At 47.3% G+C, this 15,790-nt stretch carries 11 protein-coding genes and 1 tRNA gene; 7 read left to right on the top strand and 5 right to left on the bottom strand.

Translation table 11 applies throughout. The annotated features are described in order from the left end of the window. The first annotated feature begins 4 nt into the window (after nucleotides 1–4). Nucleotides 5–1,963: an AsmA family protein gene (locus IX95_RS22035; protein ID WP_038164073.1), complete on the top strand. Its 1,959-nt coding sequence runs from the start codon at nucleotides 5–7 to the stop codon at nucleotides 1,961–1,963. Here the strand turns inward: IX95_RS22035 and IX95_RS22030 are convergent. Genes IX95_RS22030 through IX95_RS22020 form a run of 3 tightly spaced genes read right to left on the bottom strand, consistent with a single transcriptional unit; the run spans nucleotide 1,915 to nucleotide 4,261 of the window. Next, nucleotides 1,915–2,856: a bifunctional GNAT family N-acetyltransferase/hotdog fold thioesterase gene (locus IX95_RS22030; RefSeq protein WP_006957226.1), complete on the bottom strand. Its 942-nt coding sequence runs from the start codon at nucleotides 2,854–2,856 to the stop codon at nucleotides 1,915–1,917. The two genes, IX95_RS22035 and IX95_RS22030, sit on opposite strands and share 49 nt — an antisense overlap. Nucleotides 2,857–2,913: 57 nt before the next feature. Further along, complete coding sequence (gene dtd / locus IX95_RS22025; RefSeq protein ID WP_006957227.1) at nucleotides 2,914–3,348, bottom strand: D-aminoacyl-tRNA deacylase; 435 nt, start codon at nucleotides 3,346–3,348, stop codon at nucleotides 2,914–2,916. Further along, nucleotides 3,320–4,261 carry a virulence factor BrkB family protein gene (locus tag IX95_RS22020; RefSeq protein WP_019276612.1) on the bottom strand — a complete coding sequence of 314 codons (942 nt, stop codon included), beginning with the start codon at nucleotides 4,259–4,261 and terminating at the stop codon, nucleotides 3,320–3,322. Before IX95_RS22020 ends, dtd begins: the two co-directional genes overlap by 29 nt. Before the next feature lie 35 nt (nucleotides 4,262–4,296). On the opposite strand from IX95_RS22020, the gene IX95_RS22015 reads away from it, so the two are divergent. Then, nucleotides 4,297–4,938 (top strand): DUF2959 domain-containing protein, encoded by a 642-nt coding sequence (locus tag IX95_RS22015; protein ID WP_019276613.1) that lies wholly within the window; start codon nucleotides 4,297–4,299, stop codon nucleotides 4,936–4,938. Nucleotides 4,939–5,106: 168 nt separating this feature from the next. Here the strand turns inward: IX95_RS22015 and typA are convergent, their stop codons facing one another. Further along, nucleotides 5,107–6,936 (bottom strand): translational GTPase TypA, encoded by a 1,830-nt coding sequence (gene typA / locus IX95_RS22010; RefSeq protein WP_006957230.1) that lies wholly within the window; start codon nucleotides 6,934–6,936, stop codon nucleotides 5,107–5,109. Nucleotides 6,937–7,425: 489 nt separating this feature from the next. On the opposite strand from typA, the gene glnA reads away from it, so the two are divergent. From glnA to add, 5 genes are all read left to right on the top strand, one after another. Further along, nucleotides 7,426–8,835, top strand: coding sequence for a glutamate--ammonia ligase (glnA, locus tag IX95_RS22005; protein ID WP_006957232.1), 1,410 nt, complete (start codon nucleotides 7,426–7,428; stop codon nucleotides 8,833–8,835). 289 nt (nucleotides 8,836–9,124) lie between these two features. Beyond that, complete coding sequence (gene glnL, locus IX95_RS22000; protein WP_019276616.1) at nucleotides 9,125–10,171, top strand: nitrogen regulation protein NR(II); 1,047 nt, start codon at nucleotides 9,125–9,127, stop codon at nucleotides 10,169–10,171. Nucleotides 10,172–10,210: 39 nt separating this feature from the next. Further along, nucleotides 10,211–11,614: a nitrogen regulation protein NR(I) gene (gene glnG, locus IX95_RS21995; RefSeq protein ID WP_006957234.1), complete on the top strand. Its 1,404-nt coding sequence runs from the start codon at nucleotides 10,211–10,213 to the stop codon at nucleotides 11,612–11,614. A 155-nt stretch (nucleotides 11,615–11,769) separates the two neighbouring features. Beyond that, nucleotides 11,770–14,310 (top strand): bifunctional diguanylate cyclase/phosphodiesterase, encoded by a 2,541-nt coding sequence (locus tag IX95_RS21990; protein ID WP_038164072.1) that lies wholly within the window; start codon nucleotides 11,770–11,772, stop codon nucleotides 14,308–14,310. Nucleotides 14,311–14,408: 98 nt separating this feature from the next. Beyond that, the gene (add, locus tag IX95_RS21985; RefSeq protein WP_038164070.1) at nucleotides 14,409–15,413 is read left to right on the top strand and encodes an adenosine deaminase; all 1,005 of its coding nucleotides are present in this window, start codon (nucleotides 14,409–14,411) and stop codon (nucleotides 15,411–15,413) included. Nucleotides 15,414–15,610: 197 nt separating this feature from the next. Here the strand turns inward: add and IX95_RS21980 are convergent. Then, nucleotides 15,611–15,701 (bottom strand) — tRNA-Ser (locus tag IX95_RS21980). Nucleotides 15,702–15,790: the final 89 nt, after the last annotated feature.

The following is a 15,790-nucleotide window of genomic DNA, read 5'->3' as shown; positions in this document are numbered from 1 at the left end:
GATTTTGAAGAAAGCACTGCTGCTGACCACCATTGCAATTGTCAGCCTGATCAGCTTACCGCTACTGGCCCTGTTCGTTCTGCTCAACACCAGCTATGCGAGCCAAGTGGTCAACGTGATGCTACAAAATCTGACCCCTTATACCATCACGGCTCAGCAAGCGTCATATTCCCCTCCCTTCCAACTGACATTAGAAGATGTTGAAATTGACGCCGAGCCAAAAGCTATACTCATCCCCAAGCTGACCGTCTGGTTAAGTCCAACACTGTGGCAAAACAACCAAGCCTCGTTTGACTCTATCTTAATTGAAGGCGCCAATCTAGACATCAACGAACTGAATTCACCTTTGCTGCATGCCATTCACTTGCAGCAACTGGCGCTGCAGCATGTCGACATTACTGCGCCGGGTTGGTCAGCCAGAGACGTCAATCTACAGGTGAAAAAGCCTCAATGGCTCAACCAAGAGCAAAACCTGCCCTATGGTGACATTCAACTGTCAGCCAAGCAGCTGTATGTCAAAGGGGAAGCATTAGATAACTTGCTGATCGATGCACAATATCAGGCACAAGACAGCACCATCTATGGCGCGTCATTCAGCTGGTATGGCGCGGAAATTTCCGGTCAAGCGGAGCAATTTGGCCAAGGATGGTCGTTGATCAACGTCACCGTCAATAAACTCGATTTACCGCAAAATAGCTCGGCTGAGAAATTACTCTCAAGACTCAAATCGCTCGACCTACCGATTTATCATATTAATAGTCTCGACCTCCTCAGCAGCAACCTCCATTACGCTGGGTGGCAATTCAATCATCTCGATGCGTCTTTGGAAAATCTCACGCTCGATCGCCCTCTGTGGCAACAAGAACAAGGCTATATCTCGTTTGATGCTGAGAGTGTGGATTTCGACCAGCTAAGGTTTATCGCACTAACAGCCAAGCTGGGCTTCACTTCAAATCACATCTCAGTGGATGAGTTTGATACTGATTTCAAGCAAGGCCGTGTCCAGCTAAGCGGAATACTGACACCAGAAGACGTTGCGCTTAACCGCTTAAAGATCACTGGGGTAAAATGGCTGGAGCAAACCGATCAACTCATCAGTACTTTGGCACAAATGTCACAGCCTCTGCACTCGCTTAAGATTGCTGAACTCGACATCGAAAATGCCCAACTTATTCAAGTCGAACGTCCTCCCTACTGGCAGTTATCTGGCCTCAATATCGAGGGGCAGGAGCTGACTTTGATTCATGATGATCAAGTCGGGCTTTACGATGGCAGCCTAGAAATCAGTGCCAACAATGCCAGTATTGAACAGCTGCTGACCACCCAAGCCGTACTAAAAGCGACGGCCAAGCAGGGTAACATTACCTTAGAGCGCGCTTTTATTCCGCTAGATCAAGGCTATATCGAAGCAAGCGGACAATGGCAGCGTCAATCTGTCAGTGCCCCATGGCAACTGTCACTGCATGCCGATGGTTTTCAAGTCAATCAACCGCTACTGCAGGCCCAATTGCCGTTTAAGCTCGCCGGGCTAGCTGAAGTCGAACTGGAAATGAGTGGTTTATCTGGTGATTATTCAATGCTGGCGCATAGCCTGAGCGGTACGCTCAATGGCTACCTGCATGACGGTGCGCTGGAAGCAAAAAGTGTCGATGGCGATCAAAGCTATCTGCAGCTCTGGCCCTTAGATAGAATCACACTCCAAGCCGATCGTGGCCGGATTGAGATTGCATCGAAAAGGGAGAAAGCGCAACTGGCAGGGACATTAGATATGACCAAACCTGAGTTTGGCACATTAATTTTTACCAGCGAGCATAACTGCCAGAGATTATGGTCCGATATATTCAATCTGACCAATGTGATTCAAGATGTGTGTGGCGAGCCGATTGAACCAATCGTACCCGCCAACGAAGCAAATTACTCTTCAGAAGATGATGAAGCAGGCAAATCCAGCATCGACTTGTAATTCGGTAGCAGCATATAAGTACCGACAAACTCCACAGCTTCCGTATCGCCACTGTGAATCGTGACATGAATAACAATACGTGCCTTTCGACCGGAAGCCAGGCGGTCTAAGTCTCCACTGATCCCATCTAACGAGGTTGAAGCCACTGGATTCTGTGTCACCGGATGACGGTAGCGAATCTGGCTGTCAGCCAAAACGATATCACCACTCAAACCACGTTCTTTCATCAACAACCACGTCATCCCCCACCCTGTCAGGGTCGCAAGGGTAAAGGCTGAACCTGCGAACATAGTGTTGTGTGGATTGAGATTAGGGTTGAGCTGAGAACAACACTCGAACTGATAACCCGTGTACTGATTGATCTTAATGCCCATCTTATCGCTGATAGGGATTTGATGCTCCCAGCGCTCTTGCAGCTCAGTACACCACTCAGGCTTACGTAGCACATTAGCCATCGGGTCGAGCTTTTTGACCATCTGCTGGTGACGCACAGGGCCGCGCTCATCAGTTAATTCACCGCGACGCTCAAAACCGTTCTTTTCGTAGAAAGAAATGGCATCCTCACGCGCATTACACACCAGACGCTTAGCCCCTTCCTGTCGGGCAAGCGACTCCAGAGCCACCAGCACCAGCGAGCCCATACCTTTGCTACGACGATTGCCTTTCACCGCCATATAACGAATTTGCGCTTCGCTGTCCGGAGTAATGTAGAGGCGGCCGATAGCCATAGGTCGACCACGACCATCGACAATCATGCGGTGGTGGCTCATCGGATCGTATTCATCACGCTCAGAGCCTAACGGCATGCGCCAAGGTTCGCGCAGCATTTGCCAGCGAAAGTGGTAATACTTATTGAGTTGGTTATCTGTTTTTGGCGTGATCAGCTTAAACATAAAATTCCTTTTCCATGGAAACGCACTTGGCGTTTCCCCTCTAGCCTATCTTTATAATTATACCTGTAACCAGAAGGTTACTGGGCCGTCATTAACCAGTGATACTTTCATATCAGCGGCGAAGCGCCCTCGCTCTGTCGGCAGCACTTGCGAGCACTGGTCAGCAAAGTAATCGTATAAACGCTCAGCATCCGCTGGATGCGCTCCACGTGAGAAACCGGCACGGGTGCCTTTATTGGTATCTGCAGGCAAGGTAAATTGGGAAACCACCAGCACTTTACCTTCGACCTGTTTCACGTTGAGATTCATCTTGCCTTCATCGTCACCAAATACTCGGTAAGTGGTCACACGCTCCATCAATCGCTTCGCTTTAGCTTCATCATCGTCCTTTTCTACGCCAAGTAGAACAAGTAGACCTTGGTCGATTTCACCAACTACTTCACCATCAACGCGCACTGCGGCTTCACTTACTCTTTGGATCAGCGCTATCACTGCTTTTTCCTTCTTGCTGCTGTTTAATCGTTTCCGCCGAGTGTACCATTTCTTGGTCATCACTCCACTGCTCTCGCTCACCTAATGCCGCCGTGACCTCGGCGCCAATCAAAACAATCAGCCAGCACAAGTAAACCCAGACAAACAGAATCGGAATCGCGGCCAGCGCGCCATAAATTAACTGGTAGGAAGGAAATTGAGTAATGTACGCCGCGAAACCTTTTTTACTTGCCTCAAACAACAGTGCCGCAACAATAGCTCCGACTACCGCATGAGAAACATAGACCTTCTTATTCGGTACTAAGATGTACAAGCCCATAAACGCAAAGAAAGACAGCAAAAAAGGCAGCCAGCGCAACAGAAAGTCGTAAGCCCCTGAAATGGCTTCGCTGTCGATAATTTTTAATGACGTCACATAAGAAGTCGCGGCAATACTCGCTCCAACCAAGATCGGGCCTAGCGTCAGCACCATCCAGTACATGGAAAATGAGAACACGGCACGACGTTTGTGCTCCACTCGCCAGATGTAATTGAGGTTCTTGTCGATGTTGGAGATCAACATTAAGGCAGCGACAAATAAGAACAAACCACCCACGGCGGTCATCTTGCCAGTGTTGGCGACAAATTCGAGTAGTGCCTGCTTCACTGCATCTCCTGCTGCAGGGACAAAATGGGTAATGACAAAATCTTGGATCACGTCCCCAGCATTAGCGAATACAGAAAACGAAGACAGTACAGATAACAGCACGGTTAACATTGGTACTATCGACAGCAAGGTAATGTATGCCAGATAGCCCGCATTGACGTTCACTCTGTCATGCCCCATTCTGGTGAGCAGATATCGCCCAAAGTTCAGACTTTGCTTGCTCAGTTGCTCGATATTCAACTTGTAACTCCTCATCAACTCCGCCATCCTAACATCATCATTTTAAAGGAAAGGACACAATCATGCCGTACTTACTGGCGCTGATGCTCTCCATTTTTACTCTCACTGGCTGCCAATCTGCTTATTACTCAGCGATGGAACAAGTAGGCTATCACAAACGCGACATCATGGTAGATCGTGTCGAAGATGCCAAACAGTCTCAGCAAGATGCGCAACAAGAGTTCACCAGTGCACTGGAAGCGCTCTCAGCACTCACTCAGTTTGATGGTGGCGAACTGGAAACCGTCTACAACCAGATTAACGATAAATACCAAGACAGTGAAAAAGCAGCACAAGAAGTCAGTGACCGAATTGCAGCAATTGAAGATGTGTCGGACGCACTCTTCGCCGAATGGCAAAGCGAGTTAGATCTTTACACCAGCACTAAGCTCAAACGGGCAAGTGAACAGAAACTCAAAGAGACTCAGCGCTCATACAACACTATGTTAAGCGCGATGAAGCGTGCAGAAGATAAGATGACACCTGTACTCAATACATTGCGCGACAATACGCTTTACTTGAAGCACAACCTCAATGCGAGTGCGATTGGTTCACTGCAAGGCGAGTTTGCAAACTTAGAACAAGATATCCAGTACGCAATCAAGGATATGAATGCCGCGATAGCAGAATCAGATAAGTTCCTGCAAAAGCTCAATCAAAAGTAGTGCTTTAAGGCCGCCTCCAAGTGAGGCGGCTTTCGTTTGTGGCCTCAGCGACTATAGCTGTTACCTGATGAACAAAGGCCACGCATTCTTTTACGACTGCGTAACAACAAAAAGCCCTGAGTTGATATCAACTCAGGGCTTTAAAGCTTAAATAACGATTAAGTAGAATTACTTAGCGTTACGTGCTTCACGCTTACGATCGCTTTCCGTTAGGAACTTTTTACGGATACGGATACTTTCAGGCGTTACTTCTACTAGCTCGTCGTCATCGATGAACTCAAGTGCTTGCTCAAGCGTCATGATGATTGGCGGAGTAAGAACCTGTGCGTCATCAGTACCTGATGCACGAACGTTGGTTAGCTGCTTACCTTTCAGTACGTTTACTGTTAGGTCGTTGTCACGGCTGTGGATACCAACAACCATGCCTTCGTATACTTCAACACCGTGACCGATGAACATACGGCCACGCTCTTGAAGGTTGAATAGTGCGTTGGTTAGCGCTTTACCCATACCGTTAGAAATCAGTACGCCGTTGATACGTTGACCGATCTCGCCACCTTTGTGCGGACCGTAGTGATCGAATGTGTGGTAAAGAAGACCAGAACCCGACGTTAGCGTCATGAATTCAGTTTGGAAACCAATCAGACCACGAGATGGCATGATGAAGTCCATACGTACACGGCCTTTACCATCTGGAGACATATCAGTCAGCTCACCTTTACGTAGGCCGATGTTCTCCATGATGCCGCCTTGGTGCTCTTCCATCACGTCGATAGTTACCGTTTCGTACGGTTCCATTAGCTGACCATCTTCTTCTTTGATGATAACTTCAGGACGAGATACCGCTAGCTCGAAGCCTTCACGACGCATGTTTTCGATCAGAATAGATAGGTGAAGTTCACCACGGCCTGATACGCGGAATTTGTCTGGATCATCTAGTTGCTCAACGCGCAGTGCTACGTTGTGTACTAGCTCTTTTTCTAGACGCTCAAGGATGTTACGTGACGTTACGAATTTACCTTCTTTACCAGCAAACGGAGACGTGTTTACTTGGAACGTCATGGTTACCGTTGGCTCATCAACAGAAAGTGCTGGCAACGCTTCAACTTGGTTTTGTGCACAGATAGTATCGGAGATTTTTAGCTCACCAAGACCCGTGATTGCAACGATGTCACCTGCGTTCGCTTGGTCAACTTCGTGACGTTCAAGGCCTAGGTAGCCCATTACAGTGCCGACTTTACCGTTACGAGTCTTACCGTCCGCACCGATAACAGTAACCTGTTGGTTAGGTTTAACGCTACCACGAGTGACACGAGCAACACCGATAACACCAACGTAAGAGCTGTAATCTAGCTGAGAAACTTGCATCTGTAGTGGACCGTCTAGGTCAACTTGCGGTGCTGTCACTTCTTCAACGATGGTTTCGAATAGCGGTTCCATATCTTCGCCGGTTTCGCCTTCTTCTAGAGAAGCCCAACCGTTAAGCGCTGATGCGTAAACCACTTTGAAGTCTAGCTGTTCATCAGTTGCACCTAGGTTATCGAATAGGTCGAATACCTGATCCATAACCCAGTCAGGACGAGCGCCAGGACGGTCAATCTTGTTGATAACAACAATTGGCTTAAGACCGTGAGCAAATGCTTTCTGTGTTACGAAGCGAGTCTGAGGCATAGGGCCATCAACAGCGTCAACAATCAGTAGCACTGAGTCTACCATTGACATGATACGCTCAACTTCACCACCGAAGTCCGCGTGTCCTGGAGTATCTACGATGTTGATGCGGTAGTCATTCCAGTTAATTGCTGTGTTTTTAGCAAGGATGGTAATGCCACGCTCTTTTTCGATGTCGTTCGAGTCCATGACTCGCTCTTCAGCTTCACCGCGAGACTCTAAAGTGCCTGATTGCTGTAGCAGTTTATCAACCAGTGTTGTTTTACCGTGGTCAACGTGCGCGATGATCGCGATATTTCTCAATTTATCAATCTGTGGAGTAGCCATGGATTTGATTCACTCGATAGTAGAAGCTCGCTTCAAACATGGTCGATGAATGAAGCGAGCTTACTTGATTAAAAAAACGGCCATAATGTACCAGATTTTAGCGAAAAACCCAGAAATATGTGATCTGATACGTTGGTTTTCTGAAGAATATGCTTTGATCGAACACAATATCGCTCTGAATATGCAAAATTGTGCATTGACATAGGTAGCGAATGGCGGCTGAATGGAATACGCTTTTGTTTCATATTGGTGCACTTCAAGATATTTGCACCAATAAAGTGCAATTAAAGATCATTTTGGTGCAAGTTGGTGCACCAAACTGATACCTAAACCACTAATTTATTGAAATTAATGGAATAATTTTTTTGGCATGGTTTTGGCTTTATTGATATCAGCATCGATTAATACGATTGAAATGAAATTAATCAATGCTGGATTTGTTCATCAATCGAGCTAACACCGCTTTAATAACACTGGAGGTTATCCAAGATGTCAGTTGAAAACGTTCTATCGCTGATCCAAGAAAACGAAGTTAAGTTTGTTGACCTACGCTTTACCGATACAAAAGGTAAAGAGCAGCACATCTCAATTCCTGCTCACCAGATCGATGCAGACTTCTTCGAAGAAGGTAAGATGTTCGATGGTTCTTCAGTTGCTGGCTGGAAAGGCATCAACGAGTCAGACATGGTTATGATGCCAGACGCGTCATCCGCTGTACTTGACCCATTCACAGAAGATGCGACACTGAACATCCGTTGTGACATCCTTGAACCTGCAACCATGCAAGGCTACGACCGCGACCCTCGCTCTATCGCCAAGCGTGCTGAAGACTACATGCGCTCTACAGGTGTTGCAGATACCGTGCTTATCGGTCCTGAGCCAGAGTTCTTCCTATTCGACGACGTGAAGTTCGCGACTGATATGTCAGGCTCTTTCTTTAAGATCGACGACGTAGAAGCTGCATGGAACACAGGTTCTGATTACGAAGAAGGCAACAAAGGCCACCGTCCAGGCGTGAAAGGTGGTTACTTCCCAGTGGCTCCTGTCGATTCATCTCAAGACATCCGTTCTGCTATGTGTCTAATCATGGAAGAAATGGGGCTGGTTGTAGAAGCACACCACCACGAAGTAGCGACTGCAGGTCAGAACGAAATCGCGACTCGTTTCAACACACTGACTTCAAAAGCAGACGAAATCCAAATCTACAAATACGTGGTTCATAACGTTGCTCACGCATTTGGTAAGACAGCGACCTTCATGCCTAAACCACTAGTTGGTGACAACGGCTCTGGTATGCACGTTCACCAATCTCTAGCTAAAGATGGCGTTAACTTATTCGCGGGTGACAAGTACGGCGGCCTATCTGAAACAGCCCTTTACTACATCGGTGGTATCATCAAGCACGCTCGCGCAATCAACGCATTCGCGAACGCAGCGACTAACTCATACAAGCGTCTAGTTCCTGGCTTCGAAGCGCCTGTAATGCTGGCTTACTCTGCTCGTAACCGTAGTGCTTCTATTCGTATCCCTGTGGTACCAAGCCCGAAAGCACGTCGTATCGAAGTTCGCTTCGGTGATCCATCTGCTAACCCATATCTATGTTTCGCAGCAATGCTAATGGCTGGCCTTGACGGCATTAAGAACAAGATTCACCCAGGTGAAGCGATGGACAAAGACTTGTATGACCTACCAGCAGAAGAAGCAGCTGAAATCCCAACGGTTGCTTACTCACTGAAAGATGCACTAGATTCACTAGATGCAGACCGTGAGTTTTTAACAGCTGGTGGCGTGTTCTCTGACGACTTCATCGATTCTTACATCGGCCTTAAGTCTCAGGACGTTGAGCAAGTAAACATGACGACTCACCCACTTGAGTTCGAACTTTACTACTCAGTGTAATCGCCCGATCGATTAACCCTTCCTTCGAGGCTCACCTTTTTGGTGAGCCTTTTTTATGTCTTATATATCAATAAAATTCACTTCAAATCTTTTCTATTCAATATCTTATGCACGGCAAGCTTATTGCATTGTTACAGTTCATAACGGTGCAATTAACGACAAGGATACTGAAAAGCCTGTGATATATGGACTTTTCTCTTCTTCTGCATGAGTTATTGCGCCATACTTGGAATGTAACCGCACCAAATTGGTGCATTGCACATTTTAAGGTCAAGGATGAGGGACGACAGTGAGCAGCGAACTCGATAACATAATACTCAATCATCAGGTCACCTCCGTGCTGATCATGAACGAATCGCTTCAGGTTCGTTATGCCAACCCAGCCGCAGAACAGCTGTTTTCACAAAGCGCTAAACGCATCGTTGACCAGCCATTATCCAAGCTCATTCAACACGCTTCCATGGACTTAGCCTTGTTGTCTCAACCGCTACAAAGTGGCCAGAGCATCACCGATAGCGACGTGACTTTTGTGGTCGATGGAAAACCCTTAATGCTTGAAGTCACCGTCAGCCCAATCTCCTGGCAGAAAGAACTCATGCTGCTAGTCGAAATGCGCAAAATTGGTCAGCAACGTCGTTTATCACAAGAGCTCAACCAACACGCTCAACAGCAAGCCGCCAAGCTGCTGGTACGCGGGCTCGCTCATGAGATAAAAAACCCGCTGGGCGGGCTGCGCGGCGCGGCTCAATTACTTGAACGCATGCTGCCCGACCAATCTCTGACGGAATACACCCAAATCATCATCGAACAGGCGGACCGATTACGCTCCTTAGTCGATCGCCTGCTTGGCCCACAAAAGCCTGGCAAGAAACAACAGGAAAACCTTCATCTGATTCTGGAGAAGGTACGCCAGTTAGTTGAGCTCGAAGTTGCTCAATCCGTGACGATTGAGCGCGATTACGACCCGAGCTTGCCTGAGTTTTTAATGGATTCGGATCAGATTGAGCAAGCGCTTTTGAATATTGTCAGTAATGCTGGGCAAATTCTGCAAAAGCAGAACAATGGCAATATCATCATTCGCACCAGAACGGTGCATCAAACCAATATTCACGGTCAGCGCTGCAAATTAGCGGCGCGGGTGGAGATCATCGACAACGGGCCGGGCATCCCTGCAGAGTTACAAGACACCCTTTTCTATCCCATGGTCAGCGGAAGAGAAGGCGGTACAGGGCTGGGCTTATCCATTGCTCAGAACCTGATAGACCAGCATCAGGGCAAAATTGATGTCGAAAGCTGGCCAGGCAGAACCACATTCACCATATATCTGCCAATTTAAATTTTACGTTAGTGGCATTGCTGAAAGGATAAGTTTGTTATGAGTAAAGGATACGTATGGGTAGTAGATGATGACAGCTCTATCCGCTGGGTCATGGAGAAAACCCTTTCATCAGCCAATATTAAGTGCGATACATTTTCTGATGCAGAAAGCGTTTTGCTGGCACTGGAACGCGAAACACCAGATGTACTGGTCTCCGACATTCGTATGCCGGGCATTGATGGTATAGAGCTCCTCAAACAAGTTAACGAACGCTCACCAGACTTACCTGTGATCATCATGACGGCGCACTCTGATCTGGATGCCGCGGTCAATGCCTATCAAAAAGGGGCTTTCGAATACCTACCTAAGCCATTTGATGTGGATGAAACGCTAACGTTAGTTGAACGTGCCATCACCCACAGTCAGGAGCAAAAACGCGACCAAGCGAATTCAGACCCCAACGACTACAATGCGCCAGAAATTATTGGTGAAGCACCCGCAATGCAAGAGGTGTTTCGCGCTATCGGCCGCCTGTCTCGCTCTTCAATTTCAGTATTGATAAATGGTGAATCTGGTACAGGTAAAGAGCTGGTCGCTCACGCTCTGCACCGCCACAGCCCGAGGGCCAGTAAACCATTTATTGCGCTTAACATGGCAGCAATTCCCAAAGACCTGATTGAGTCTGAATTGTTTGGGCATGAAAAAGGGGCGTTTACCGGTGCCAATAGCGTTCGACAAGGCCGTTTTGAGCAAGCTAACGGGGGGACTTTGTTTCTGGATGAAATTGGTGACATGCCACTCGACATTCAGACTCGACTGCTACGTGTCCTAGCTGATGGTCAGTTCTATCGAGTCGGGGGGCACTCTCCAATCAAAGTGGATGTGCGAATTGTCGCCGCGACGCACCAGAATCTGGAAAAGCTGGTTCATCAAGGCGACTTTCGTGAAGATTTATTCCATCGTCTTAATGTCATCCGAGTACAAATTCCAGCCCTTCGGGAACGTAAGCAGGATATCGAAAAACTCACTCTGCACTTTCTTTCCTTAGCCGCAGAAGAACTTGGTGTGGATGTCAAAACCCTGCATCCTTCGGCGATTGAAGCGCTGAATAAACTTAGCTGGCCAGGTAATGTCAGACAGCTAGAGAACATCTGTCGCTGGCTAACCGTCATGGCCAGTGGCAGCGAAATTCTCCCCGCCGATCTACCCGCTGAACTGCTAGAGGAAAAATCCAGCACCAGCTTTGATACCAATGTCAGTTGGCAGCAGCAGCTTTCTAGCTGGGCAAGGCAGTCCCTCTCTCAAGGAGATACCGAATTGCTGACCTACGCACTTCCTGAATTTGAACGTATACTTTTGGAAGCGGCCTTAGAGCATACTAACGGCCATAAGCAAGATGCAGCCAAAGTGCTTGGTTGGGGCAGAAACACCTTAACCAGAAAACTAAAAGAGCTTTATTAACATCTAGCTCATTAATTTATTCCATAAAGCCTGTCGCATTGTACAATTGATAAGCATTTTAGGGCTTTATGGGTCAGCACCAGTGCACTATGGCTGTTTGCTTGCAGACTCAAACCCGCCAACACGGATTTTAGTTTCAGGTATTTAAGGACAGCATGTCGGCAACTACGCAAATCACATTAAGAACCGCAGTCGTTCTCCCTTTTGTCATGATCTTTATCTTTACAATAGGGGTCATTGTCGCTGTGCAAAAGCGCAGCTACGAAGAGATGGTTCTCGATATCAGCGACAAACAACTCACGGCGCTCACAGATAACGTCACTCTTGAACTTAATGACTTTCTCAGCAAACCATTCGAAGCCAGCCTGTCTCTCAGCCATAACATCGGCTTTAATCGGCTCTACGAGAAAGGCGACACCAGTAAGATAGAACAGTTTCTCCTAGCCAGCTTCCAAGATTTGTATCGCTCCATACCGCAATTAGACGTGATCGGCTTTGGTGGCGAGGGCGCAGAGTATGTCGGCTTTCGCAAAGAGTCGAATCAGGGTTATACCTTAATGATTCAAGACGACCGCACAGCACAAAAATTGGTTATCTATCGCGGTCAGGTGATGAGCAAGGATGTTCGCTCTGTTTTTGAGGGTTATGACCCTAGGATTCGACCTTGGTACGCTCCGGTCGCCGAAAGCCAAGCGCCGATGTGGTCATCCATTTATGCCAATGCTGATGAACGTCAGGAAATCACCTTGTCAGCGTTAACGCCCGTTTACCAACAACAAGCGTTTCAGGGAGTAGTCGTCACCGACGTCAAAATCGACACCTTTAATACGTTCTTAAAGCATCAACAGGAAAAAACCAACGCGGCCATTTACCTGTTTGATGCGAAGCAAAGGCTGGTTGCACACTCTACTGGTGGAAGTGTGGTCTCGTGGGGAACGCCCCTCAGCGACAAAGGCCAGCGCTTATTGGCGACCGAGAGCTCCAATCCGATAGTACAATCCAGTGCCCAATACGCCTTTGACCAAGGCTATCACGCCTCGCAGGAAACCAATCGCTTTAGTATCGATATCAATGGTGCAAGATACTTCAATCACATCACACCTTACACCGATCAATTCGGCCTTAAATGGTATATAGGAGTAGCCATTTCTGAATCCGACTTACTCGGCCAATTACCTGAAAGCCAGCGTGATAGTTGGATCATCGGGGTCATTGCCAGTTTTATCGGCATCTTGATTGGTTTAGTGGCGTTTAATCGAGTCGTTGCACCCATCACTTCAACGGCTGCGGCTGCAAAACATTTGGCAAAAGGTGACTGGGACAGCACTATGCCTAAACCGGGCTACATCTACGAAACCAGCATGCTGGTCTTCGCCTTTAACGAGATGGCCAATAACCTCAAAGCCTCATTCCGCGCCTTGCGTTCACAATTACTCTACGATTCATTGACCAAGCTTTACAGCCGAGAAGGGCTGATTGAGACCTGCGATGCATTGCCGAAGATGAATGGTTGCCTGCTGCTGATCGGGATCAACAAATTCCGTGATATCAACGATAGTCTTGGCCACTATAAAGGTGATCAGTTGCTGGTGATCATCGCCGAGCGCCTACGAACCTTGTTTGACGATGATTGGTACCTCGCAAGAATTGCTGGTGACGAGTTTGCGTTTTATTTTTCTCAACTACCAAGTGATGAGCAAGTTACCCTGGCGATCCATCGAATCCAGCAAATGTTTGCATCACCTTTTGTCATGGAGCAAGAGAGTGTGGTGGTAAATGTGTCAATTGGTGTGGTTACCGAAAGTGAGCACGATAATATGACGCTTTGGCTTCGCAACGGCAGCATCGCGCTGAGTAATGCGAAGCAGGAACTGACTCAAGTCAGCTACTACAAACCTGAAATGGCCGATGTTTCACGTAAACGCACGTTAATGCAGGCCAAAATCAAAGATGCTTTGGAGCATCAAGAGTTTGTTCCTTTCTACCAACCGATTGTTGATCTTAACACCGGAGCAGTCATCGGTGCCGAGGCTCTCGCGCGTTGGCTATCCCCCTCATCGGGTCTCATCTCACCACTCGACTTTATCCCTATCGCTGAAGAAAGCGGGCTAATTGGCTCCATCGGTGAGCAAATACTCACTCAGGCCTGCAATGACACGGTGAAAGGCATGAAAGAAGGCAAGTGGGACGAGCGCTTCCATCTGCATGTCAATCTGTCAGTTAATCAGCTTTCTCAGCCAGATCTCATCAGTTCACTGCGCTCAGTACTTTCTTCATCAGGTCTAAACGCTGGCAACCTGACTTTAGAAATTACCGAGTCGAGGATTGTCGATAATGATCCTGTCATCGTTAAAAATATGCAGGCTATCCGAGATCTGGGTATTCATATCGCCATTGACGATTTTGGTACTGGCTACAGCTCCTTAGCATATCTGCATAAGCTGCCTTTTGACTGCCTGAAAATCGATCGTACGTTCGTGCAGAAAATGGAAAAAGAGAATCTCGACACATCCATTGTCGCCGCCATCATCAACATGACTCGTGGTATGAAAGTCGACTTGGTCGCTGAAGGCATAGAGACATCAGAGCAGGCACAAATGCTGACGTCTCTCAATTGCCCTCAGGGACAGGGATTCTTATTTAGTCGTCCAGTTCCGTTCGAAGAGTGGCCAACAGATCTGGTTAACATGAAGTAAATAACACCACTCTTGGCCGGTTTTGCGAGCATTTGCTACTGACACTTCTGGTATTGATTCTTATACTTAGCTCAATTCAGACAATCGGAATTACTATAATGATAACCAAGAACATACCACTTACAGATTTGCACCGTCATCTTGACGGAAACATCCGCACCAAAACCATTTTAGAACTTGGCCAGAAGTTTGGTGTTGCCCTGCCAGCTTACGATGTGGAGTCATTGACACCGCATGTACAAATCGTTGAGGCAGAGCCATCTCTTGTCGCGTTCCTGTCTAAGTTAGATTGGGGAGTGTCTGTTCTTGGTGATCTGGACGCTTGTCGTCGCGTTGCTTACGAAAACGTTGAAGATGCACTGAATGCGCAAATTGATTACGCTGAGCTGCGCTTCTCACCTTACTACATGGCGATGAAACACAAACTGCCTGTAGAAGGTGTGGTTGAAGCGGTTGTCGATGGCGTAGAGGCTGGTGTTCGTGATTTTGGTATCAAAGCTAACCTAATTGGCATTATGAGTCGTACATTCGGTACAGATGCATGTCAGCAAGAACTGGATGCCATCCTGACACAAAAAGACAAAATCGTAGCCGTTGATCTGGCCGGTGACGAACTCGGCCAACCAGGTGATCGCTTTGTTAAACATTTCACTCAAGTCAAAGATGCTGGTCTGAATGTAACGGTTCATGCAGGTGAAGCGGCTGGTGCCGAAAGCATGTGGCAAGCAATTCAAGAGCTAGGTGCTACTCGTATTGGTCATGGTGTCAAAGCTATTCACGATCCTAAACTGATGGATTACCTTGCAGAAAACCGCATTGGTATTGAGTCTTGTCTAACCTCTAACTTCCAAACCAGTACAGTAGAATCACTAGCCAACCACCCGATCAAACAATTCCTTGATCACGGTGTACTAGCTTGTCTAAACACCGATGACCCAGCAGTGGAAGGTATTGAGCTGCCATACGAATACGAAGTGGCTGCGCCGCAAGCGGGCCTATCACAAGATGAAATTCGTCAAACACAGATCAACGGCTTAGAGCTGGCATTCATCTCAGATGCAGAGAAGCAAGAACTTAAGGATAAAGTCGCCAAACGCGCTTAATCTTTTTATTCGCTTTTTATTTGGCCGACATTATGTGTCGGCTTTTTTATATCTTCAGAAACTAGATATAGAGGTAATGAGTTCAGCTTTTGGGCTGTCAGAACCGTTCTTTGTAGAAGTAGTATTTGTCAGGTAATAGTTTTCTAATGCCAGAAATACAAAAAGCCCGTTGCGTTAGCAACGGGCTTTCTTAATAGTGGCGGAGAGATAGGGATTTGAACCCTAGATACGCTATTAACGTATGCCGGTTTTCAAGACCGGTGCTTTCAACCACTCAGCCATCTCTCCACAAATTGTCATCGTCAGATTGGTGCACTGATGATGTTGTTACACGTATTACGAGTAACGATATTTGAAGCCTGGCGATGTCCTACTCT

The organism is Vibrio sp. B183 (assembly GCF_000740665.1).
GTDB lineage: Bacteria > Pseudomonadota > Gammaproteobacteria > Enterobacterales > Vibrionaceae > Vibrio > Vibrio coralliilyticus.
Note: the sequence above shows the minus strand (reverse complement) of the source record. Positions and strands in the feature narration are given on the sequence as shown.